Origin of the sequence: Aeromonas sp. A600620 (assembly GCF_029479985.1) — a bacterium.
In the GTDB taxonomy this organism is placed as follows: Bacteria; Pseudomonadota; Gammaproteobacteria; order Enterobacterales; family Aeromonadaceae; genus Aeromonas; species Aeromonas veronii_A.
The window spans coordinates 136076-157148 of record NZ_JAAKXB010000007.1 but is presented as its reverse complement, the minus strand read 5'-3'; the positions used below and the strand labels follow the sequence as shown (position 1 = coordinate 157148).

Here is a 21073-nt window from a genome sequence, read left to right as displayed (position 1 = left end):
GGCCCATCAGGCCAACATCACTTGCGCCACCAGCATCAGGGCGCCAAATCCCAGCACAAAGCCCACCATGGGCAGCACGAACTTGACCCACTTGTTGAACTGGATGCCGAGCATCTGCAGGGTGACCAGCACCAGTCCGGTGGGGGCCAGGAACAGCATGGCGTATTGGCCCCAGTTGTAGGCCGACAGCACGATATAGCGGGGGATCATCACGGTATCTGCCAGCGGCGCCATGATGGGCATGGAGAGCACTGCGAGCCCGGAGGAGGAGGGCACCACCAGCCCCAGCAGGGTGAACACCAGCATCTGCGCCACCGCGAACACGGCGCCGTGCATGCCGGAGACCAGATCGGAGGCGTAGGCCAGAATGGTGTCCGAGATCATCCCCTGATCCAGCACCAGATTGACCCCCCGTGCCAGCCCGATTATGAGGGAGACCGCCACCAGCTCCGACGCCCCCTGAGTGAAGGCCTCGACTGCCTCTTTCTCTTTGAGACCCGAGATAAAAATGATGATGATGGCGATGGTCAGGAAGGTGGCTGCCATCTGCGGAAACCACCAACCGGCCATGGAGACGCCCCACACCATCAGCGGGAAGGCGAGGATAAACAGGGTCAGAATGATCTTGCGGCGCAGGGTGAAGGGCACCCCTTCGTCCATAGAGCCCTCTTTGAGAAAACGGGCGCGAAAACTCTCTCTGTCCTCATAGGTGTAGGAGAAGGCCGGGTTGGCCTTGATCTTCTTGCAGTACCAGTAGAGATAACTGATCACCACCATGGTGCCCACCAGACAGCCAATGGCGCGAAAGATCAGCCCCTCGGTAAAGGGAATGCCGGCGGCATTGGAGGCGATCACCACCGAGAAGGGATTGATGGTGGAGAAGGTGGTGCCCATGGAGGCGGCGAGGAAGATGGCTCCCACGCAGACGATGGAGTCATAGCCGAGCGCCAGAAAGATGGGCACCAGTATGGGATAGAAGGCGACCGCCTCTTCCTCCAGTCCGCAGGTGGTGCCTCCCAGCGCCATTACGAAGCAGACCAGCGCCACAAACAGGAACTCGTTGCCCCGGGTCTTGCGCGACAACGCCACCAGCCCTGCACTGAAGGCACCTGTCTTGTTGATGACGCCGATCAGCCCCCCGAGCACCAGAATAAAGACGATGATATCCGCCCCCTCTATGGTGCCCTTGACCATGCTGACCGCCACGTCACCGAACCCCTTGGGCGCTTGCTCCAATCGGGCATAGGTGCCGGGAATGGCAATGGGCTTGCGGATGGTGCCGTTGGTAAATTGCTCCACCGCAATATTGATGTTAAGTTTTGCCAGGGCATCCTGGGTTGCGGGAAGTCGGCTTATTTCCCCCTGTGGGCTATTGACCATCAGACTTTCACTGGCTGGATTATAAGAGAGCTTGGCATAGGCGCCCGCCGGAATTATCCAGGTCAGTGCAATGGCCAGTAACATAATAAGAAACAGAATGGTAAATGCAGTAGGGAATTGTCTGCGTGGTGTGGTATTCGGCACGGCACACATAAAATGCTCCTTGATAAAGCAGGTTTGGGCTCGGCGGAATATCGGGTCGATAGGGTTTCTGCGTCATACATCCAAGGTACGCAAACTCACTGTGGATTGCGTAGTGATTGGCGAGAAATCTGGCCTGATATTGAACATCCGGTAGATTGTTTCACGTTGTAACCGTAACCCGTGTGTGGCTGAATGAACATGGTGCCATGCTCGCTTTATGGGATGGCTCACAAAATTTATTTTCCATGGATTTAACAGCTGATATGAAATAAAAGTTATTATGCAATAACTATTTCGGCTTTCGTTTTATGCGGTTTACCTTAAATAAAGGTCATGAAAATAGTGCGTGCCGAGATGAATGAAATGACATATAAAGCAGTTTTGACGGAATAATATTCCATTATCGTCATTTTTCGTTATTCGCCAAAAACAGCCTGTGAAAAAAATGGCACGCTTTCCCGTAATGAAATATTTTTTTGCAACGAAAACAGGGGGCCTCTGTTGGCAGCAGGCTGCCCCTGTCTAAGACGTTTTGCTAATACCTGCCGCCGCAGGCTCACTGTTAGGCTGTCATCCCCATAAGAGACCAGTGACGGGCAGGATGCCTATGTCGCTTGCTGATCTCTGATTGATCCCGAAATAGCCCGTTTTGTGCCACTTGTGAGGAAGGAACCCGATGACAGTGCAGAACATCTATGAGCGCGACCTTGCCAAAACTGCCGCCAATTTTGAGGCCCTGACCCCCATCAGCTTTTTGGGGCGGGCGGAGCGGGTCTATCCCGACTATCCGGCGCTGATCCACGGCCCGCTGCGCCAGAGCTGGGGCGAGACCGCCCGCCGTTGCCGCCTGCTGGCCTCGGCCCTGCGGCTCAGCGGTATCGGGGAGGGGGATACCGTCTCCATCGTTGCGCCCAATATCCCGGCGATGTTTGAAGCACACTTCGGGGTGCCCATGAGCGGCGCCGTGCTGAACACCATTAATACCCGGCTCGATGCCGAGTCGATGGCCTTTATCTTCCAGCATGCCCAGAGCAAGGCGGTGCTGGTGGACAGGGAGTTCGGCGCCGTGGTGCGCAAGGCATTGGATCTGCTGGAGCGCCAACCGCTGGTCATCGCCATCGACGATCCCCTCTACCGGGAGGGGGCGCTTGTCAGTGAACTGACCTATGAGGCCTTTATTGCCACTGGTAACGGCGATGAGCCCGGCTGGCTGCCACAAGATGAGTGGCAGGCCATCTCCCTTAACTACACCTCCGGCACCACCGGCAACCCCAAGGGGGTGGTCTATCACCATCGCGGCGCCCACCTCAACGCCATCAACAATGTGCTCTCCTGGGAGCTGCCCAAACATCCCGTCTACCTATGGACCTTGCCGATGTTTCACTGCAACGGCTGGTGTTTCCCCTGGACGCTGGCGGCCACCGCCGGGGTGAGCGTCTGTCTGCGTCATGTGCAGGCGGCCGCCATTTATGAGGCGCTGCATGAGCACAAGGTGAGTCATTTCTGCGCAGCGCCCATCGTGCTCAATATGCTCAACAATGCCGATCCGGCGCTCAAGCGTGGGCTGGATCACCCCATCAAGGTGATGACCGCCGGCGCTGCGCCCCCCGCCACCGTGATCGCCGGTATGGAAGCGATGGGGATCGCCGTGACCCACGTCTATGGCCTCACCGAAACCTATGGTCCCTGCGTGTTGTGCGAGCCGCAGAGAAGCTGGCAAGGGCAGGATGCTACGGCGCTCTCCCGCCTCAAGGCACGGCAGGGGGTTGCGTCACCTCTGCAGGGGGAGATGCGGGTTATCAATCCGGTCAGTGGCGAGCCGGTAGCCAAAGATGGCAAAACCATGGGGGAGATAGTGCTGCGCGGTAATGTGGTGATGAAGGGCTATCTGAAAAATCCGGCGGCCAGCGCCGAGGCGATGGCGGAGGGGTGGTTTCGCAGTGGCGATCTGGCGGTGTGGCACCCGGATGGTTATGTGGAGATCAAGGACAGATCCAAGGACATCATCATCTCGGGCGGGGAGAACATCTCCAGTCTGGAGGTGGAAGATGTGCTCTATCGCCATCCCGATGTGGACGAAGCGGCGGTGATCGCCATGCCCGACGAGAAGTGGGGGGAGGTGCCCTGCGCCTTCGTGAAACTGAAAGAGGGGCGAGAGACTACCCAGGCGGAGCTGATCGCCTTTTGTCGTGAGCAGATGGCCCACTTCAAGGCCCCCAAACGCATCATCTTCACCCCGTTGCCGAAAACCTCGACCGGCAAGGTACAAAAATTCGTGCTGCGCAAACAGTTGGGGTAGCGGCCTGTTCGTAAGGAGCCAGCACAGCCATTCATAGGAGGGAGATACAAGGGGTCTGGAGGGCTGCTGGCCCTCCCGTTGTATGGCTAGGGAGCCTTGCAGGCAACGCAGTTGCGGCCGCTCTGTTTGGCCTGATAGAGCATCTGATCGGCGCGGGCGTAGAGGCTCTCCATCTGCTCCCCCTTGCTATTTTCCACCAGCCCGGCGCTGATGGTGATAACCAGCTCATCCCCATCGGCAAGGGGTAACGGGCTTTGCATCACCTGCTTGCGCAGCCGTTCGGCCAGTGATGCGGCGGCCGAGAGGGTGGTGTTGGGCAGCAAGATGGCAAACTCGTCACCGCCGATGCGGGCCAGCACATCTTCGCTGCGCAGCACCGATTGCATCACCCTGCCCAGATGGATCAGCGCCTGATCGCCCAGCGGGTGACCGTAGCGATCGTTGATGCATTTGAACTGATCCACATCCAGCACTATCAGCACCGAGGTGAGCTGGTGGCGCATGTTCATACTCAGGTTCTTTTCGCACACCTCGAAGAAGAAACGGCGGTTATAAAGTCCGGAGAGGCTGTCACGAACCGATTGATATTGCAGTTGTTCCTTGAGCTGGTGCAGCTCGGTGATATCGGAGGAGATACCGATCAGGGTGGGGGTACCATCAGCCAGCTTGAAGGGGACTTTGACAGACCAGTAGTAATGTTGCTTGCCTTCGGTATCGGTCAGTGACTCTTCACCGGCTTGCAGCTCACCCGTTTCGAACACCCGGTTGTCCAGCTGCCACAGCTGGTTGGCTCCGTGTGGGGAGAACAGCTCATTATCGCTGCGGTTGATGATCTGTTCGGCGGGTAAACCGAGCAGGGCACATACCTTCTGATTGACGTAGAGAAAGCGGTGCTGGCTGTCCTTCATATAGATATGGGCATCCACGTTGGCGAGGATGATCTCCAGCAACTGATGCTGCTCGGCCATACGGGCCTCAATCAGCTTGTGTTCCGTGATATCGGTGGAGATGCCGCACAGACCGATCAGCGTGCCATCCCGGTCGTACATCGGCTTTTTCACGCTCCAGTAGACCCGTTTCTCTCCCGTGGGTTTGAGGTAGTTGATCTCCTCCCGGGCGATGGCGACCTGCTGCTCCAGCACCTGACGATCATTTCGTCTCAGATCTTCCGAGAAGTCGAGGTCAAAAAAGGCGCGATCATCCTTGCCTTGCAGTTCGGCCAGGGTACAACCAAAGAGATCCAGCACAGCCTGATTGGCATAGATATAACGGCCATCCAGATCCTTGGTAAAGAGGTAAGCCCCCATCTCGTTAAAGATGGATCTGAGGTGATCCAGCTCGTGCTGCAATCGGGTGGAGAAGGGTTCATCCTTCATGAAGTTGGCCATCCTTGGGTCGCTGTGATTGGTTGGCTGAACACGAGGCCAACGTGCATCAACTGCTTTAAATTAAGCACTCTTCACGGCATATTTCTCATTTATTTCCGCAGGTTCTGCGTTATGTCACATGGTTGTAACCTCTGAGCAAATCAAAGGAAATCAGTTGAGTCCATGGTTGTTGAGATAGCTTGCCACCATGTATCGACCCTCTATCATCGGCTCTCGGCAGAGAAGTTGAACAACAGCTAAATAAACCTCCCCAAGTGGCAAAAAGGGTAACGAACAGGTCTTTAGTCAAACTATTTCCTCGGTGTCCCTGATATCATCTCCAGCAACGCAATATGGAGAGATACGAGATGGCAGTGGCACCGTTTAATTGGAATGACACAGTTCAGTGGGACGGGCCGGGGGCCATTGCGGGTAGCGAAGAGAGTTTGAGCGCAGATCGGCTGGATCGCGCCCGCTATGCCGAATTTCTGACCAACTACCTCGCCGCCGAAGGCAAGCAGCGCAACTATGTGCTCAACCTCAATGCCGAGTGGGGGGCGGGTAAAACCTGGTTTATCAAGCGCTGGTATATGGAGCTGAAAGCGCACTATCCCACTGTCTATATCGACGCTTGGCAGCAGGACTTTTCCGATGATCCCTTATTGACGGTGATCTCGTCGATTATCGATCAATTGAGAGATGCAACGGGAAATAAGGTTGCCATACCTGATGGCATCAAGTCCAAACTATTGGGTTTGCTCAAAGTTGGCGGGAAATTGGTGCTCAAGTCAGCCATTAAAAAAGCTGGATGGGAAGATAGTGATTTTTCTGTGGAAGGCGAAGACGCAGATAAGCTGGTTGATACACTTTGCAGCAATCACAAAGAGCGTTATGAATCTATTCAGTATCTTAAACAAGAGATCCGGCAATGGGTTGAGGGAGCTGTTGGTTTAAGTGAAGGAGAACTGGATTATCCCGCATTCATTTTGATAGATGAGCTGGATCGCTGTCGCCCCTCTTATGCAGTAGAGATGCTTGAGACCATCAAGCATATTTTCGATATTCCCGAAGTGGTTTTTGTATTGGCCACGGATACCGAGCAGTTACAGCATTCTATCAAGGTCATTTATGGTGAAGGATTTCATGCATCTGCTTATCTAAGACGTTTTTTCAGGCGGCAATTTGCCTTAAAGGAAATATCAAAAGCGTCATTTATTGAAAGCTACATGACTCTTGATGATGCATTATTTGAGCACCTTTTTCCAAGATTTAAAACAATAGGCGAATTTTCATTGTTGCTATCTGTGCTCGCAGATGCCTTTAGTCTTCAGCTTAGAGATATTGAACAATACATAGACAAAGTAAAGGCTGCAATATCAAACTTTAGTGATAGTTTTGATTTGGTAATTTTTTCCATACTTCTTTTAGCCAAAGAGCGTGAGCCTGAGCTATATAGAAAGATAGTTAGTTTAGAATTATCACTTAGAAATGATAGTAAAAAGTCAGTCTCCAACATTGGGTTCTACGAGCGATTTAAATCTAATAAAGAGTTAGGTTTTTATTTGCCTTGGGAGAACAATAGCTCAGAGCTTTTAAAAGCTGAAGTAAGTATATCAAAATACATAGGTTGTTTCTTTTTCTCCATCAAAAATAAAGCTCAATTAGTTGCCGCAAAGGAAGCTATTTCGATAGGGGGAGTATTGGGTAAATATTCAATGGATTCATTTGCCGAGGCTAGACATGAAGAAGCGCTACTAGCATATTATTTGGCAAATCAAAATATCAATATTAATGATTATCAAGATCTGGTTGAGCTAGCATGCAATTTAAAATAGAAATGGGCATAAGCCCATTTCTAAACATGAATATTATTTTTGATGCCGCTCATAAAGCCGCTGAACGACATCCTGTAATCCCAGCCCTTCGTTTTGCAGTAGCACGGTGAGGTGGTAGAGCAGATCGGCGGATTCGTTGATGAGCTCCTCCCGATCCTTGGCCATGGCGGCCAGCGCCACTTCAACACCTTCCTCACCCACCTTCTGGGCGATGCGCTTTGTCCCTTTGCCGTAGAGGCTGGCGGTGTAGCTGGTGGCCGGATCGGCCCCTTTGCGGGCGGCCAGCACCTGTTCCAGCTCTGCCAGAAAACCGAGGGGTGGCAGCGGGTGACCATGGAAGCAGGAGGTTGTCCCTTTGTGGCAGGTGGGGCCGACGGGGTTGGCGGCGATCAGCAGAGAGTCCTGATCGCAGTCGGTGCTGATGGCCACGAGTTTGAGCACATGGCCCGAGCTTTCACCCTTGGTCCAAAGCCGCTGTTTGCTGCGGCTAAAGAAGGTGACCTGACCTGTGGTCTGTGTCTTTTCCAGTGCCTCACGGGTCATAAAGCCCTGCATCAGCACCTCGCCGCTGGCGGCGTGCTGGACGATGGCGGGGATCATGCCATCACATTTTGCCCAATCGAGCTGCTCGGCAAGGGGGCGCGCGCTGGCGGTGGTTTGTGCATTTTCAGAGAAGTTATTCACGGATGGCGACTCCTTCGTTTTTCAGCCAGCGTTTCAGTTCGGGAATGGGGATTAGGCCCTTGTGGAACACAGAGGCGGCCAGCGCCCCGTCCACATCGGCGAGGGTAAAGGCATCGCGAAAGTGTGCCATGGCACCGGCGCCGCCGGAGGCGATCAGCGGCACCTTGCAGACGCTGCGCACCAGCTTGAGCTGCTCAAGATCATAACCCTGACGCATGCCGTCCTGATTCATCACGTTCAGCACGATTTCGCCCGCGCCGCGTTTTTGCACCTCCTGTACCCAGTCGAGGGTGTGCCAGGCAGTGGTGCGGGTGCGACTCTCGTCACCGGTAAACTGTTTGACCTGATAGTGGCCCGTCTCGGCGTCGAAGTAGGAGTCAATGCCCACCACCACGCACTGCACGCCAAAGCGCTCGGCCAGTCGGCTGATAAGGGTCGGGTCGGCCAGCGCCGGAGAGTTGATGGAGACCTTGTCGGCGCCAAATTCCAGGATCTGGCGGGCATCTTCCACGCTTTTAATGCCACCGGCGACGCAGAAGGGGATATCGATCACCTCCGCTACCCGGCTTACCCAGCTCTTGTCCACTACCCGCGCATCGCTGGAGGCGGTGATGTCATAGAACACCAGCTCGTCAGCCCCTTCCTCGGCGTAGCGGCGCGCCAGCTCGACAATGCCGCCCATCACCTCGTGGTTGCGAAATTGCACCCCTTTGACCACCACGCCATCTTTTACGTCGAGGCAGGGGATAATGCGTCTTGCCAGCATCAGTTGCCTCCTGTGGTATCGGCTGCGGGGGCTTGCCAGCAGGCGATGGCGTCACCCACCGAGAATTTGCCCTCCAGCAGGGCGCGGCCAAGGATGATCCCCTTGACGCCGGAGCCCTTGAGCGCCTCGATATCCGCGATGCCGCCAATGCCGCCGGAGGCTTGAAAGGCGACGCTCGGGTAGCGGGCGCAGAGATCCCGATAGAGTTCGACGTTGGTGCCAGCCAGGGTGCCGTCACGGCTGATGTCGGTACAGAGCACATGCTTGAGCCCGGCGGGGAGGAAGCGCTCGATCAGCGCCTCGATGGTCACCCCGCTGTTCTCCTGCCAGCCTGCCACCGCGATATGGCGATTGCCCTGCTCATCGATATTGACGTCCAGCGCCAGCACGATCTGCTCGGGGCCATATTTTTCCATCCAGCTGGCCACCAGATCCGGGGATTTGACGGCGGTGGAGCCAATCACCACCCGGCTGGCACCGGCGGCCAGCAGATCTGCCACATCCTGCTCCGTGCGCACGCCGCCGCCAACTTGCACCGGCGCTTCGGTAGCTGACAGCAGTTGGGTCAGCAGGGGCAGCTGGCGCGCCTTGGCATCTTTGGCACCGTCCAGATCCACCAGATGGAGCTGCACCGCCCCCTGAGAGACATATTCGTCGAAGCGGGCCTGCGGGCTGCTGCTGTATTCGGTCTTCTGCTCGTAGTCCCCCTGATAGAGGCGAACCACCTGACCGTTGATAAGGTCAATTGCGGGAATGATCATTCATAGCTCCAGAAAATTTTGCAGCAAACGGGCACCGGCTGCGCCTGAGCGCTCCGGGTGGAATTGGGCGCCAAAGAAGTTGTCACGGGCGACAATCGCGGTAAAAGGTTTGCCATAGTCGCAGGTCGCCAGCGTCGCTTCGGTCACCTCCAGCGCATAGGAGTGCACGAAGTAGAAGTAGCTGCCGCTCGGGATCCCCTTGAGCAGAGGATGGGTCTCGTCGTGCTCAATCTGGTTCCAGCCCATATGGGGCAGGCGCATGCTTGACTGGTGTAAGGTGCCGACCTCCATCAACCGGATCTTGCCCGGCACTATGCCAAGGCAGTCGATAAGCCGCTCTGACGAGTCATCCGTACCCATGCTCTCTTCGGAGGCCTCTGCCAGCATCTGCATGCCGAGGCAAAAGCCCAGCAGCGGCTGTTTGGCGGCGCGAATGAGCGGTACCAGCCCACGCTCGTTGAGGTTGTTCATGGCGGCCACCGCGGTGCCGACGCCGGGCAGGATCAGCTTGTCCGCCTGCTCGATATCGGCTGTCTGGCTTGAGACCAGCGGCTGCACGCCGAGGCGTTCGAACGCCATTCTGACCGAGGCCAGATTGGCGCAGCCGGTATCGATAATGACCAGCTTCTGCTTGCTCACATCCATCACAGCACTCCCTTGCTGGAGGGAAGCTCGCTCCCTTCCACCCGAATAGCCTGACGCAGGGCGCGGCCAAAGCCTTTGAACAGCGCTTCCACCTGATGGTGGGTGTTGCCGCTGCCCACCTTCATCTGCAAGGTGATGGCCATGGCGTCCGACAGCGAGCGGAAGAAGTGGGGCACCATCTCGGTGGCCATCTCACCCACGTTGTCGCGGCCAAAACCGCTCGGGCAGTCAAACACGAAGTAGGGGCGACCACTGAGATCCAGCGCCGTGCTCACCTCCTGCTCGGTCAGCGGACGCGCATCGATCACCGCCTGCACCTCGTCCATAGCCAGCACGAAGCCGAAACGGCCGATACCGCGCTTGTTGCCAAGGGCTTGACGCAGCGCCTGACCCAGCGCCAGCCCCACATCCTCTACCGTGTGGTGATCGTCGATATGCAGATCGCCGCTGACGTTCAGCTTGAGCTGGAAACCGGCGTGGGTGGCAATTTGATCCAGCATGTGATCAAAGAAACCGATGCCGGTGGCGATCTGGTTGCCGCCGCTCTTGTCCAAATCTACCGCTACCTGAATGCGGGTCTCCTTGGTGTTACGCTCCACCGAGGCTACGCGCCCCTTGGACAACAGCTGATCACGGATGGCGAGCCAGTCGTGATCCTGTGGGTGGTAGCGAATGCCGCCAATGCCCATATTCTCGGCCAGCTGCAGATCGGTCTGGCGATCGCCAATCACGAAGGAGTTGGCAAAGTCGATGCGACCCGAGGCGAGATACTCCTTTACCAGCCCGAGGTGGGGCTTGCGGCAGCTGCAACCGTCGGTGGGGAAGTGCGGGCAGATCAGCACCTGCTCCCACTTCACCCCTTGCGATTCAAACAGGTGCATCATCAGGTCGTGGGGTGGCTGGAAGTTCTCCAGCGGCAGGCTGTCGGTGCCCAGCCCATCCTGATTGGTCACCATCACCAGCACATAGCCGGCGGCCTGCAACTCGCGCAGCACCGGAATGACCATGGGCTCGAAGCGCAGCTTGGCAAGGCTATCTACCTGCTTGTCGGTCACCGGCTCTTCAATCAGGGTGCCGTCGCGGTCGATAAACAAAAACGGGGTCTTCATCGCTACATCCTTGTCTTACAAAGTGGGAGAGGGCAGATCACGCAGTACCGCCAGCACGGCATCCATCTCGCCCTGATAGCCGATGGTGACGCGAATGCTGTTATCAAGGCCGGGTTTAGTCGAGAAATCCCGCAGTATGATGCCAGCGGCCTTCATGGCAGCAAAGACGGCGGCGCCATCCACAAAGCGCACCAGCACGAAGTTGCCCTTGTCTTCGAATACTTCCTTCACGCAGGCAAGCGTTGTCAGCTCTGCCTTGAAGGCGTCTTTTTGCTTGTTGAGCTCTACCACTCGCTCTTGCATCAGCTCCAGTCCCATGGGGGAGAGGGCCTGCGCCGCGATCTGGGCGATGGGCTCGGGGATGGGATAGGGGGCGATCACCTTGGCCAGCATGGCGATCACCTCGGGGCTTGCCAGCGTAAAGCCGCAGCGGATCCCCGCCAGGGCAAAGGCCTTGGAGAGGGTGCGGGTCACCACCAGATTGGGGAAGCGGGCCAACAGGTCCACTACGGATGCTTCCGGGCAGAACTCGATATAGGCTTCGTCCACCACCACGATGGCGCGATCCCGGGCTTTCTCCAGCAAAGCGATGAGACCGTCACGTCCCACCAGATCCCCGGTGGGGTTGTTGGGGGAGCAGAGAAACACCAGTTTCACGTCACTGAGGCGATCGGCGATGGCGGGCCAGTCGGGCTGGCGGCTGGCGGTCAGCGGCTGCTCGACGATACCGACGCCACAGGTCTCGGCGCTGATGGCGTACATGCCGTAGGTGGGCGGACAGATGAGGATCTGATCTTCACCCGCTTCGCAGAAGGTGCGAATAAGCAGCTCGATGGCCTCATCGGCGCCGCGGCTCACCAGCACCTGATCGGGATTGACCCCGGCATAGGCGGCATAGCCGTTCACCACCTCGGCCGGTTGGCACTCGGGGTAGCGGTTGAGGCGGCTCCCCTCGATGGTGAAGGGATAGGCCAGCGGCGCTTCGTTGGCGTTAAGCCAGACGTGGCCCTTGCCGCCGATGCGGCGGGCGGATTGATAAGGGGTGAGGGCCCGCACCACGCGGCGCGCCAGATTGGCAATGCTCATGACAAATCCTTTTGCTGTGCTGTTGGTTGGGGCGCGGCGGCCAGGGCGTTCAACCTGAGGGTGACGGCGTTCTTGTGGCCATCGAGCCCTTCGGCCTGAGCAATGCGCTCGACAATGGGGCCAAGGCCCTGAATGCCGCGCTCGCTCAGCTCCTGCACCGTGTAGCGGCGCTGATAATCGGCGAGGCCAAGGCTCGAGCAGGTGCGGGCATAGCCGTAGGTGGGCAGAGTGTGATTGGTGCCGCTGGCGTAATCGCCGACCGATTCCGGTGTCCATGCTCCCAGAAAGATGGAACCGGCGTTCTCGAGTTTATCCAGCAGATCGCGGGGAGCGCGGGTCTGCACGATCAGGTGTTCCGGCGCATAGGCGTTGGAGATGGCACACGCCTCGGCCAGATCGTCACAGAGGATCACCAGACTGCTGCCGAGCGCCTGGGCTGCGATATCGCGGCGGCTCAACTTGGCCAACTGGCTCTTGATTTCCCCTGCGATGGCATCGGCCAACAGTGGCGAGGTGGTCACCAGCACCACCTGGCTGTCTGGGCCATGCTCGGCCTGGGAGAGCAGATCCGCCGCCACGAAGGCTGGGTTCGCGCTCTCATCGGCGATCACCAGCACCTCGGAGGGGCCAGCTGGCATATCGATGGCGGCGCCGCGCCAGTCGCGGGATACCTGCCCCTTGGCTTCGGTCACATAGGCGTTGCCCGGGCCGAAGATCTTGTCCACCTTGGGAATGCTCTCGGTGCCGTAAGCCATGGCGGCGATGGCCTGGGCGCCGCCGATGGCGAACACCTTCTCGACGCCGCAGGCGCGGGCGGCAAACAGGATCTCGTCGCTGGCGGGGGACGGGGTGCAGAGCACCACTTCACGGCAACCGGCGATAGCCGCCGGAATAGCCAGCATCATCACGGTGGAGGGGAGCGGCGCGCTGCCCCCCGGCACATAGAGGCCGACCCGACTGATGGGCTGGGTGCGCAGCTCGCATACCACACCTGGTTGGGTTTCTACCCGTACCACTGGCTGCACTTGCGCGGCGTGGAAGGTGCGAATGTTGGCAATGGCCGCTTCGATGGCGTTTTTGATGTCGTCATCCAGCCGCGTGCAGGCGGCTTCAATCTCATCTTCACTAACGCGCAGCTGTTCACGGGGGGCGCGCTCGAAGCGCTGGCTCAGCTCGCGCAGGGCCTCATCGCCCCGGCTGCGTACCGCATCGATGATCTCCCGCACCACAGCGCCGATGTCGGCTTCGTCATTGAGGGCGGGGCGGGTCAGCACGTCGGCCTGCTGGGCAGGGGAGAGGGTCTTCCAGATCAGGGTCTGCATGATGTCCCTTCCTTATTCCATCATTTTTTCGATGGGCAGCACCAGAATGGAGCTGGCACCCAGAGCCTTGAGCTGCTCCATGGTCTCCCAGAACAAGGTCTCGCTGGAGACGACGTGCAGGGCCACCTGATTGGTGTCACCGGCCAGCTGCATGATGGTGGGGCGCTCGGCACCCGGCAGCAGATCGGTGATGGCATCGAGCTTGTCTTTGGGGGCGTGCAGCATGATGTACTTGCTCTCGCGAGCCTGCTGCATCCCCTGAATACGGGGCAGCAGGGTGTCGATGAGTTTCTGCTTGGCATCGGACAAGGGGTTGGGGGCCTGTACCAGTACCGCCTTGGAGCGGTAGATCACCTCTACTTCTTTCAGGCCATTGGCTTCCAGGGTTGCACCGGTGGAGACCAGATCGCAGATGGCATCGGCGAGACCCGCGCGGGGTGCCACTTCCACCGAACCGCCCAGCATCACGCTCTTGAAGCCAAGACCCTTTTCGTCGAAGAAGCGCTTGAGCAGCCCGGGGTAGGAGGTGGCGATGCGTTTGCCGGCAAGGCTCGCTGGCCCTGTGTAGGTCACATCTTCCGGCACCGCCAGCGAGAGGCGGCAGCCACCAAAGTCCAGCTGCTTGAGGGTTTTGACCTCGAAGGGGAGGCCTTGGGAGGCGCGAATAAGCTGCACCTCTTCCAGCACGTTCTCGCCGATGATGCCAAGGTCGACCACCCCTTCCATCACCAGACCCGGGATATCGTCATCACGCACCCGCAGGATATCGATGGGCATGTTCTCGACATGGGCGATAAGGCGCTGCTCGCGCAGGTTGATTTTCAGGCCACAGCTCTTGAACAGGGCTTGGGAGTCCTGGCTCAGACGACCGGACTTTTGCATGGCGATACGCAGACGTTGTGTTTCCATTGCTCGATTTCCTTCTAGTCAAAAACGAAAAAACCCTCGGAAGTGGGTGCTTCCGAGGGTTTATGAATCTTGCGGTCCTTTTGGAAGTCACCAGTTAAGTGTCTTCCAGCAGTCAACCTCCTGAAAGACTAGTCGGGATGATGGTGGTGATGAGTCTTCAGGGTGGTGAACTTCATGTAATCAATCCTTTACAAAATAAGATGTCGTAATTGACGCCTGATTTAAACTACCTGCCTTGACAGAAAATGCAACCCGAAATTGTGATTTGATCGATTAAAGTGGCGAAAACGGTTTTCTGGTCGATAACTAGACAATAACCCCTGCAGGAGTCGCCATCATGCCCAGCCAGGACCTGTTGTTCCCCATTTTGCCCCGGGCGCCTGCCGCGCCCGGCAGCGAAGAGATCAAGCGGGAAGTGAACCAGATCAGCAAGAAGCATCAGCTGCGCAAGACCAGCACTGACAACAGTGACTCCCAGAAGCGTCAGCAGGCGTATAGTACGCCCGCCAAGCGTGATCAGCCCAAGGCGGAGGAGGGCGATCACAAGCCGGACCCCGAGCATCAGATCGATCTGTTCGTCTGAGCAGATTATCTGTCCCGCTTTTGCCGCGCTTTTGGCATAATGGCCGCTTTTGCTGCGGGACGCCCTTTTGACCATCCAGACCCTGTTCAAGCCAGATGGCCCTCTGGCCAGCCATATCGACGGTTTCAAAGCCCGCGCTCCCCAACTGGAGATGGCCGAAGCGGTCGCGCGCGCCATCAAGAGTGGTGGCCGTCTGCTGGTGGAGGCGGGGACCGGTACCGGCAAGACCTACGCCTATCTGGTCCCTGCGCTGGAATCCGGCAAGCGGGTGGTGATCAGTACCGGCTCCAAGAACCTGCAGGAGCAGCTCTTCTATCGGGATCTCCCGACCATCACAGGGGCGCTCTCCTATACCCCGCCGGTGGCCTTGCTCAAGGGGCGCAGCAATTATCTCTGCATCGAGCGGATGAACCGGCTCTTGAGCGAATCCCATCTGCAAAAGCCAGAAGTGCTCAACGATCTGGTGAAGGTCAAATCCTGGTCCACTGCTACCGATAACGGCGATGTGGGGGATATTCCGGGATTGCAGGAGAACGCCGAGATCCTCGCCCACGTCACCAGCACCAACGACAACTGCCTCGGCCGCGACTGCCCCTATTACGACGACTGCCATCTGGTGGTAGCCCGTCGCCGCGCCATGGATGCCCAGGTGGTGGTGATCAATCATCACCTCTTCTTCGCCGATATGGCGGTGAAAGACACCGGATTTGGTGAGTTGGTGCCCGAAGCGCAAGTCTATGTGTTTGACGAGGCGCACCAGCTGCCGGAGATCGCCACCAACTACTTCGGCAAGTCGGTGGGTAGCCGAACGATTCAGGATCTGGCGCAGGATATCCAGCTGGCCTATCGGGCAGAGGCCCACGACATGGCCCAGCTCGGCAAGGCGGCGGACCGGCTCGCTATCGCCAGTCAGGACTTGCGTCTCGCCTTCGGGGTGGATGGCGGTCGCGGTAATACCCGCGACATGCTGCGCCAGCCGCTTTGGGGGCAGGCTTTAGCTCGTCTCAACGATGCCATCGGGCTTTGCTACGAAGTGCTGAAACTGGCTCTCGGCCGTGGCGAGCAGCTGGATCACGCCTTCGAGCGAATCAGTGAACTGCGCACCCGCCTGGGTGAAGTGCTGGCGGTCAACCAGACCGGTTTCTCCTACTGGTACGACTGCTCACGGCTTCATTTCACCCTCAATCTGACGCCGCTGTCGGTGGCCGAGCGATTCAGTGCCGAGGTGCAAAGACCGGAAGTGGCCTGGGTCTTCACCTCCGCCACCCTGACGGTGGATATGCGTTTTGATCACTTCAAGGCCGAGCTGGGGCTGGCGGGCAGTGCTGAGCTTATTCTCGACAGCCCGTTCGACTATGGCGAGCAGGCGCGGCTCTGTGTGCCCCGTTATCTGCCGGAGCCCAATGCCTTTGGCCGTGGCGAGCAGCTGGCCAATCTGATGATCCCGCTGATCAACAAGACGCCGGGTGGCTGTTTCTTCCTCTGCACCAGCCATCAGGTGATGCGTCAGGTAGCCGAGGTGCTGCGCCGGGAGATTGGCCGCACCGTCTTGTTGCAGGGGGAGGACAACAAGCAGCGGTTGCTCAAGGAGTTTGTCGAGAATGGCCGCGCCGTGCTGGTGGCGACCAGCAGCTTCTGGGAGGGGATCGACGTGCGAGGGGCGGCGTTGTCGTGTGTTATCATCGACAAGCTGCCGTTTGCCAGCCCCGATGATCCGTTGCTCAAGGCGCGGGTGGATGATTGCAAGCTCAAGGGGGCGGATCCCTTCGCCGAGCTGCAGTTGCCCAAGGCGGTGATCGCCCTCAAACAGGGGGTGGGGCGGCTTATTCGTGATCGCAGTGATCACGGGGTGCTGGTGATCTGTGATCCCCGAATGGTCAACAAACCCTACGGCGCCACCTTTATCAAGAGTCTGCCCGCCATCCCTCGCACCCGGGAGTTGGGAACGTTGGGGAGTTTTTTCGATCGCACTGAACGCGGTGAATAAGTGTGCCGCCAGCTAACAGATTTGAACAACGGGTGAGCATATCTCGCTTGCCGGTTATGTAATTGACTGATTTTATAGAGATTGGAAAGCATGAACGAGTTGAAGATCCTGGCCGTTGATACCGCCACCGAAGCCTGCTCCGCCGCCTTGCTGGTGGGTGACAAGCTGTTCTCCCGCTGGGAGGAGGCGCCACGGGATCACACCCGAAAAATCCTGCCCATGGTTCAGGCTGTGTTAGAGGATGCCGGGATAAGTTTGAGTGACCTCGATGCCATCGCGTTCGGCCGCGGCCCGGGCTCCTTTACCGGCGTGCGGATCGGCATCAGTGTGGCGCAAGGTCTGGCGTTTGGTGCGGGTGTCCCGCTGATTGGCATCTCGACCCTGGCCGCCATGGCGCAAGGGGCATATCGACTGGATGGCGCCGAGCAGGTGCTGACCGCCATCGATGCTCGGATGAACGAGGTCTATTTCGGCCGCTATGAGCTGATTGATGGCCGCATGCAGCTGGTGGGTGACGAGGTGGTGAGCGATCCCGCGGCACTGGTTGACGTCCGTGGCAAGCTGGCGGGCCCTGTGACCTGCGTCGGCACCGGCTTTGAAACCTATGGCGAGACCCTGAGTGGTCTGGCCGATGAGCTGGCGGTGAGTCAGGTGCGCTTCCCGGCGGCAGAAGACATGCTGCCGTTGGCCCGCGCCGCCTGGCTGGCGGGGGAGGCGGTGCCTGTGGAGCAGGCGACGCCGGTTTATTTGCGTGACAAGGTGACCTGGAAAAAACTGCCGGGTCGCGAATAAGGGCAGGAGCACTGATAGCATGTCGCTCTTGCCGCTCATCAGCTGCAACAAAAGCGGATGGCCCCGACAGGCCACGCTGGCAACAGGAGAGTGACATGATGCGTAATACCAGAAGCGATATGATGAAACGCACTATGGTGGTCGGGGCGCTGGCTCTGCTGCTCGGGGCCTGTAGCTCGGTTCCCAAGGAGCTGGCCTATGAACCAGAAAACCAGCTGGTGGCCTATCAGCCCGCCCTTGGCGGAATGGAGGGCAAACCGGCCCGCTGGAGCGGCGTTATCTCGGCGGTGCACAACAAGGCGGATCAGAGCGTTATTGAAGTGGTCTATCTGCCGCTTAAATCCAACGGTGTGCCGGAGCAGACCGAGCAGAGCCCGGGGCGTTTTCTGGCCATCATGAAGGGTTTTGTCGATCCGACCCTTTACGCCAAGGGGCGCAGCCTGACGGTGCTTGGCACCATAGGCCAACCGGTTGATAGCCAGATTGGCGAGCACAAGTACCGCTTCTCGGTGCTCAATGTGACGGGCAGCAAGCTGTGGCCGCCAGTCAAGGAGGTGGAGGTGCGCTATATGGACCCCTACTTCTATGACCCCTTCTATGATCCCTTCTGGCCGAGACGGCCGCTGCGTCGCTAAGGCTTGCCATGATTAACGCTATGATGAGCACCATGCACGAGCGGCTGCTTACGCTGGCGGATGGTCGGCAGGTGGCCTTGCTGGAGAATCAATCCGCTGAGCATGATCAGCAGGGCAAACCCCTGTTGATCGCCTTGCATGGCTGGCTCGACAACAGTGCCAGCTTCTTGCCGCTGGCGCCCCATCTGGGGGATTTTCACCTCATCTGTGTCGATCTGCCGGGACATGGTCACTCCGATCACAAAACCACCCCTTATGTCTTTGTTGACTGGCTGGACGATCTCTACCAGATCGTGCAGGCGGCAGGCTGGTCGCGCTTCACTCTGCTCGGTCACTCCCTCGGGGCGCTGATCGCCTCCGCCTATGCCGGGGTGTTCCCCGAACAGGTGGAGCGGTTGGTCATGCTGGAGGGGCTGGGGCCGCTGAGCCAGCCCGATGAGGAGGTACCTGCCCAGCTGCGACGTGCAATTTTAAACCGCAGCCGCACCCGGGAGCGCAGTGCCAACGGCTTTGCCTCCATCGATGAGGCTGTCGCCGCCCGTTGCAAAGTGGCGGATATCACGCCGCAGGCGGCGCGTCTTATCTGTGAACGGCAGCTTGAGATGAGGGCAGGGCGCTGGCACTGGCGCAGCGACCCCCGCTTGCGGGATCTGTCGCCCCTGAGAATGAGCGAAGGACAAGCTCGTGCACTGATGGCGGCTATCCGTTGTCCGGTGCTGTTGATTCAGGGGGAACAGGGCTTTGCTGCGCTTGAAGCCCAATGGCAGGCCCGTCAGGATGCCTTCCAGCAGATCGAGCGGGTCATATTGGGTGGAAACCACCATTTTCATATGGAAAATTCGGTTGATACGGCCGTTTGTATCGTAAAGTTTTGTCAAGTTCGGTAGAATCGCCAGCTTTCAATAATTCCAGGTTTGTTTTCTCCCTCACATTTTTCTGTTGTTAATTTGCTGTTAATTGATGTTGCGCTGTGTAAATATGTGCGGCATTAGAGCATCAGCTTAAAACAACCGATTAAAATGGATGTGAACCGGGACGGAGGCAACACAGTGAGCGCACAGGTGCTAGTTATGCAGGAGAAGTTTGTGGAAAAAGTCTGGCTGAAACGTTATCCGGAAGGGGTCCCCGCCGAGATCAATCCAGACCAATACAGCTCCCTGGTCGAGATGTTCGAATCCTCGGTAACCCAGTTTGCCGATCAGCCCGCCTTCGTCAACATGGGCCAAACCATCACCTACCGCCGGCTGGAAGAGCAGTCCCGCGCCTTTGCTGCCTACCTGCAAAACGAGCTGAAGCTGGAGAAAGGGGATCGGGTTGCGGTGATGATGCCTAACCTGCTGCAATACCCCATCGCCGTGTTCGGCATCCTGCGCGCCGGCATGATCGTGGTCAACGTCAACCCGCTCTATACCCCGCGCGAGCTGGAGCATCAGCTCAAAGATTCGGGTGCCAAGGCCATCGTCATCGTCTCCAACTTCGCCCATACCCTGGAAAAGGTGGTCTACGACACCCCGATCAAGCACGTTATTCTGACCCGGATGGGGGACAACCTGGGGCTGGCCAAGGGCACCCTGGTCAACTTCGTGGTCAAGTACGTCAAGAAGCTGGTGCCGAAATACAATCTGCCCCACGCCACCACCATGCGTCAGGCCCTCTCCAAGGGGCGTTTCCTGCAGTACATCAAGCCGGAGATCACCAACGACGATCTCGCCTTCCTGCAGTACACCGGCGGCACCACCGGCCTCTCCAAAGGGGCCATGCTGACTCATCGCAATATGATTGCCAACGTCGAGCAATGCCTCGGCGTCTACGGCCCCATGCTGGAGCGTGGCAAGGAGTTCGTGGTCACTGCGCTGCCGCTCTACCACGTCTTTGCCCTGACCGTGAACTGCCTGCTCTTTATGCGTATCGGCGGTTACAACCTGCTGATCAGCAACCCGCGCGACATCCCGGGCTTTGTCAAAGAGATCAAGAAGTACCCCTTCACCTGCATTACCGGGGTTAACACCCTGTTCAATGCGCTGGTCAACAACGAAGAGTTTCAGGGGATCTCCTTTGGAAAGCTCAAGCTGACCATCGGTGGCGGCATGGCGGTGCAGCGCGCGGTCGCTGAGAAGTGGAAGACACTGACCGACACTCCGCTGCTGGAAGGCTATGGCCTGACCGAATGTTCGCCACTGGTGAGCGTCTGCCCCTACGATCTCACTGATTACAACGGCTCCATCGGTTTGCCGGTCTGCTCCACCGATATCCGTCTGGTGGATGACAACAGTCAGGTGATCCACGCTCTCGGCACCCCGGGCGAGATGCAGGTTCGTGGCCCGCAGGTGATGGTCGGCTACTGGCAACGCCCCGAGGCCACTGCCGAAGTGATGCAGGATGGCTGGCTCTGTACCGGTGATATCGCCGTGTGTGACGAGCAGGGCTTCTTCAAGATCGTCGATCGCAAGAAGGACATGATCCTGGTCTCCGGTTTCAACGTCTATCCGAACGAGATCGAAGATGTCGTTGCCCTGCACCCGAAAGTGCTGGAAGTGGCCGCGGTCGGTGTGCCACACAAGGTCTCCGGCGAGCTGGTGAAGATCTTTGTGGTCAAGAAAGATGCAAAATTGCAGGAGGACGAGATTATTGCCCACTGCCGCAAACATCTGACTGCCTATAAGGTGCCGAAACTGGTAGAATTTCGTGACGAACTTCCCAAGACCAATGTGGGCAAGATCCTGCGCCGCGTACTGCGCGACGAGGAGATTGCCAAGCAATAACCGGATT

Annotated in this window: 18 protein-coding genes and 1 other annotated feature; of the genes, 8 read left to right on the top strand and 10 right to left on the bottom strand. The window is 58.0% G+C overall.

Annotated elements, in window-relative coordinates:
- Window positions 1–6 precede the first annotated feature (6 nt).
- Window positions 7–1533, bottom strand: a complete 1527-nt coding sequence (locus tag G5533_RS11175; RefSeq protein WP_441254811.1) for a YfcC family protein — start codon at window positions 1531–1533, stop codon at window positions 7–9.
- A gap of 667 nt (window positions 1534–2200) precedes the next feature.
- Here G5533_RS11175 and G5533_RS11170 point away from each other — a divergent pair.
- Window positions 2201–3823: an acyl-CoA synthetase gene (locus G5533_RS11170; protein WP_441254810.1), complete on the top strand. Its 1623-nt coding sequence runs from the start codon at window positions 2201–2203 to the stop codon at window positions 3821–3823.
- 86 nt (window positions 3824–3909) lie between these two features.
- Here G5533_RS11170 and G5533_RS11165 read toward each other — a convergent pair whose 3' ends face one another.
- Window positions 3910–5199: a sensor domain-containing diguanylate cyclase gene (locus tag G5533_RS11165; protein WP_441254809.1), complete on the bottom strand. Its 1290-nt coding sequence runs from the start codon at window positions 5197–5199 to the stop codon at window positions 3910–3912.
- A gap of 359 nt (window positions 5200–5558) precedes the next feature.
- Here G5533_RS11165 and G5533_RS11160 point away from each other — a divergent pair, with 359 nt between their 5' ends.
- Window positions 5559–7025 (top strand): KAP family P-loop NTPase fold protein, encoded by a 1467-nt coding sequence (locus G5533_RS11160; RefSeq protein WP_441254808.1) that lies wholly within the window; start codon window positions 5559–5561, stop codon window positions 7023–7025.
- Between the two features lie 33 nt (window positions 7026–7058).
- Here the strand turns inward: G5533_RS11160 and hisIE are convergent, their stop codons facing one another.
- From hisIE to hisG, 8 genes are read right to left on the bottom strand one after another with little or no spacing between them, the layout of a single operon-like run.
- A complete protein-coding gene (gene hisIE, locus G5533_RS11155; RefSeq protein ID WP_441254807.1) occupies window positions 7059–7709 on the bottom strand; it encodes a bifunctional phosphoribosyl-AMP cyclohydrolase/phosphoribosyl-ATP diphosphatase HisIE in 651 nt (216 codons plus the stop codon).
- Window positions 7702–8475, bottom strand: coding sequence for an imidazole glycerol phosphate synthase subunit HisF (gene hisF, locus G5533_RS11150; RefSeq protein WP_101530599.1), 774 nt, complete (start codon window positions 8473–8475; stop codon window positions 7702–7704). The genes hisIE and hisF overlap by 8 nt, the downstream gene beginning before the upstream one ends.
- Window positions 8475–9236, bottom strand: coding sequence for a 1-(5-phosphoribosyl)-5-[(5-phosphoribosylamino)methylideneamino]imidazole-4-carboxamide isomerase (hisA, locus tag G5533_RS11145; protein WP_042030922.1), 762 nt, complete (start codon window positions 9234–9236; stop codon window positions 8475–8477). Before hisA ends, hisF begins: the two co-directional genes overlap by 1 nt.
- Window positions 9237–9881 (bottom strand): imidazole glycerol phosphate synthase subunit HisH, encoded by a 645-nt coding sequence (hisH, locus tag G5533_RS11140; RefSeq protein ID WP_323968328.1) that lies wholly within the window; start codon window positions 9879–9881, stop codon window positions 9237–9239. It lies immediately after the preceding gene.
- Complete coding sequence (hisB, locus tag G5533_RS11135) at window positions 9881–10990, bottom strand: bifunctional histidinol-phosphatase/imidazoleglycerol-phosphate dehydratase HisB (RefSeq protein ID WP_441254806.1); 1110 nt, start codon at window positions 10988–10990, stop codon at window positions 9881–9883. The genes hisH and hisB overlap by 1 nt, the downstream gene beginning before the upstream one ends.
- Before the next feature lie 15 nt (window positions 10991–11005).
- The gene (hisC, locus tag G5533_RS11130) at window positions 11006–12076 is read right to left on the bottom strand and encodes a histidinol-phosphate transaminase (RefSeq protein ID WP_441254805.1); all 1071 of its coding nucleotides are present in this window, start codon (window positions 12074–12076) and stop codon (window positions 11006–11008) included.
- On the bottom strand, window positions 12073–13398 hold the full coding sequence (hisD, locus tag G5533_RS11125; RefSeq protein WP_441254804.1) for a histidinol dehydrogenase: 1326 nt from the start codon (window positions 13396–13398) through the stop codon (window positions 12073–12075). Before hisD ends, hisC begins: the two co-directional genes overlap by 4 nt.
- Before the next feature lie 12 nt (window positions 13399–13410).
- On the bottom strand, window positions 13411–14307 hold the full coding sequence (hisG, locus tag G5533_RS11120) for an ATP phosphoribosyltransferase (RefSeq protein ID WP_441254803.1): 897 nt from the start codon (window positions 14305–14307) through the stop codon (window positions 13411–13413).
- Window positions 14308–14331: 24 nt separating this feature from the next.
- Window positions 14332–14460 (bottom strand) — a sequence feature (His leader region).
- A gap of 184 nt (window positions 14461–14644) precedes the next feature.
- Between hisG and G5533_RS11115 the strand changes: the two genes are divergently transcribed.
- The 6 genes from G5533_RS11115 (at window position 14645) to fadD (ending at window position 21066) form a co-directional block, all read left to right on the top strand.
- The gene (locus G5533_RS11115; RefSeq protein WP_439970404.1) at window positions 14645–14890 is read left to right on the top strand and encodes a hypothetical protein; all 246 of its coding nucleotides are present in this window, start codon (window positions 14645–14647) and stop codon (window positions 14888–14890) included.
- A gap of 67 nt (window positions 14891–14957) precedes the next feature.
- Entirely contained in the window at window positions 14958–16877 is a 1920-nt protein-coding gene (locus G5533_RS11110) for an ATP-dependent DNA helicase (protein ID WP_441254802.1), read from the top strand.
- Between the two features lie 90 nt (window positions 16878–16967).
- Window positions 16968–17669: a tRNA (adenosine(37)-N6)-threonylcarbamoyltransferase complex dimerization subunit type 1 TsaB gene (tsaB, locus tag G5533_RS11105; protein ID WP_181281633.1), complete on the top strand. Its 702-nt coding sequence runs from the start codon at window positions 16968–16970 to the stop codon at window positions 17667–17669.
- Between the two features lie 119 nt (window positions 17670–17788).
- Window positions 17789–18304, top strand: a complete 516-nt coding sequence (locus G5533_RS11100; RefSeq protein WP_019446435.1) for a Slp family lipoprotein — start codon at window positions 17789–17791, stop codon at window positions 18302–18304.
- A gap of 20 nt (window positions 18305–18324) precedes the next feature.
- Entirely contained in the window at window positions 18325–19191 is an 867-nt protein-coding gene (locus G5533_RS11095; RefSeq protein ID WP_421255151.1) for an alpha/beta fold hydrolase, read from the top strand.
- A gap of 198 nt (window positions 19192–19389) precedes the next feature.
- Entirely contained in the window at window positions 19390–21066 is a 1677-nt protein-coding gene (gene fadD, locus G5533_RS11090) for a long-chain-fatty-acid--CoA ligase FadD (RefSeq protein ID WP_441254820.1), read from the top strand.
- The last annotated feature ends 7 nt before the right edge of the window (window positions 21067–21073 follow it).

Coding starts and splice junctions, on each gene's coding strand:
- G5533_RS11175 (WP_441254811.1), bottom strand. CDS start 1,533: ATGTGTGCCGTGCCGAATACCACACCACGCAGACAATTCCCTACTGCA.
- hisA (WP_042030922.1), bottom strand. CDS start 9,236: ATGATCATTCCCGCAATTGACCTTATCAACGGTCAGGTGGTTCGCCTC.
- hisF (WP_101530599.1), bottom strand. CDS start 8,475: ATGCTGGCAAGACGCATTATCCCCTGCCTCGACGTAAAAGATGGCGTG.
- hisC (WP_441254805.1), bottom strand. CDS start 12,076: ATGAGCATTGCCAATCTGGCGCGCCGCGTGGTGCGGGCCCTCACCCCT.
- G5533_RS11100 (WP_019446435.1), top strand. CDS start 17,789: ATGATGAAACGCACTATGGTGGTCGGGGCGCTGGCTCTGCTGCTCGGG.
- G5533_RS11170 (WP_441254810.1), top strand. CDS start 2,201: ATGACAGTGCAGAACATCTATGAGCGCGACCTTGCCAAAACTGCCGCC.
- G5533_RS11165 (WP_441254809.1), bottom strand. CDS start 5,199: ATGAAGGATGAACCCTTCTCCACCCGATTGCAGCACGAGCTGGATCAC.
- G5533_RS11095 (WP_421255151.1), top strand. CDS start 18,325: ATGATGAGCACCATGCACGAGCGGCTGCTTACGCTGGCGGATGGTCGG.
- G5533_RS11115 (WP_439970404.1), top strand. CDS start 14,645: ATGCCCAGCCAGGACCTGTTGTTCCCCATTTTGCCCCGGGCGCCTGCC.
- hisB (WP_441254806.1), bottom strand. CDS start 10,990: ATGAAGACCCCGTTTTTGTTTATCGACCGCGACGGCACCCTGATTGAA.
- hisH (WP_323968328.1), bottom strand. CDS start 9,881: ATGGATGTGAGCAAGCAGAAGCTGGTCATTATCGATACCGGCTGCGCC.
- G5533_RS11160 (WP_441254808.1), top strand. CDS start 5,559: ATGGCAGTGGCACCGTTTAATTGGAATGACACAGTTCAGTGGGACGGG.
- hisG (WP_441254803.1), bottom strand. CDS start 14,307: ATGGAAACACAACGTCTGCGTATCGCCATGCAAAAGTCCGGTCGTCTG.
- hisD (WP_441254804.1), bottom strand. CDS start 13,398: ATGCAGACCCTGATCTGGAAGACCCTCTCCCCTGCCCAGCAGGCCGAC.
- tsaB (WP_181281633.1), top strand. CDS start 16,968: ATGAACGAGTTGAAGATCCTGGCCGTTGATACCGCCACCGAAGCCTGC.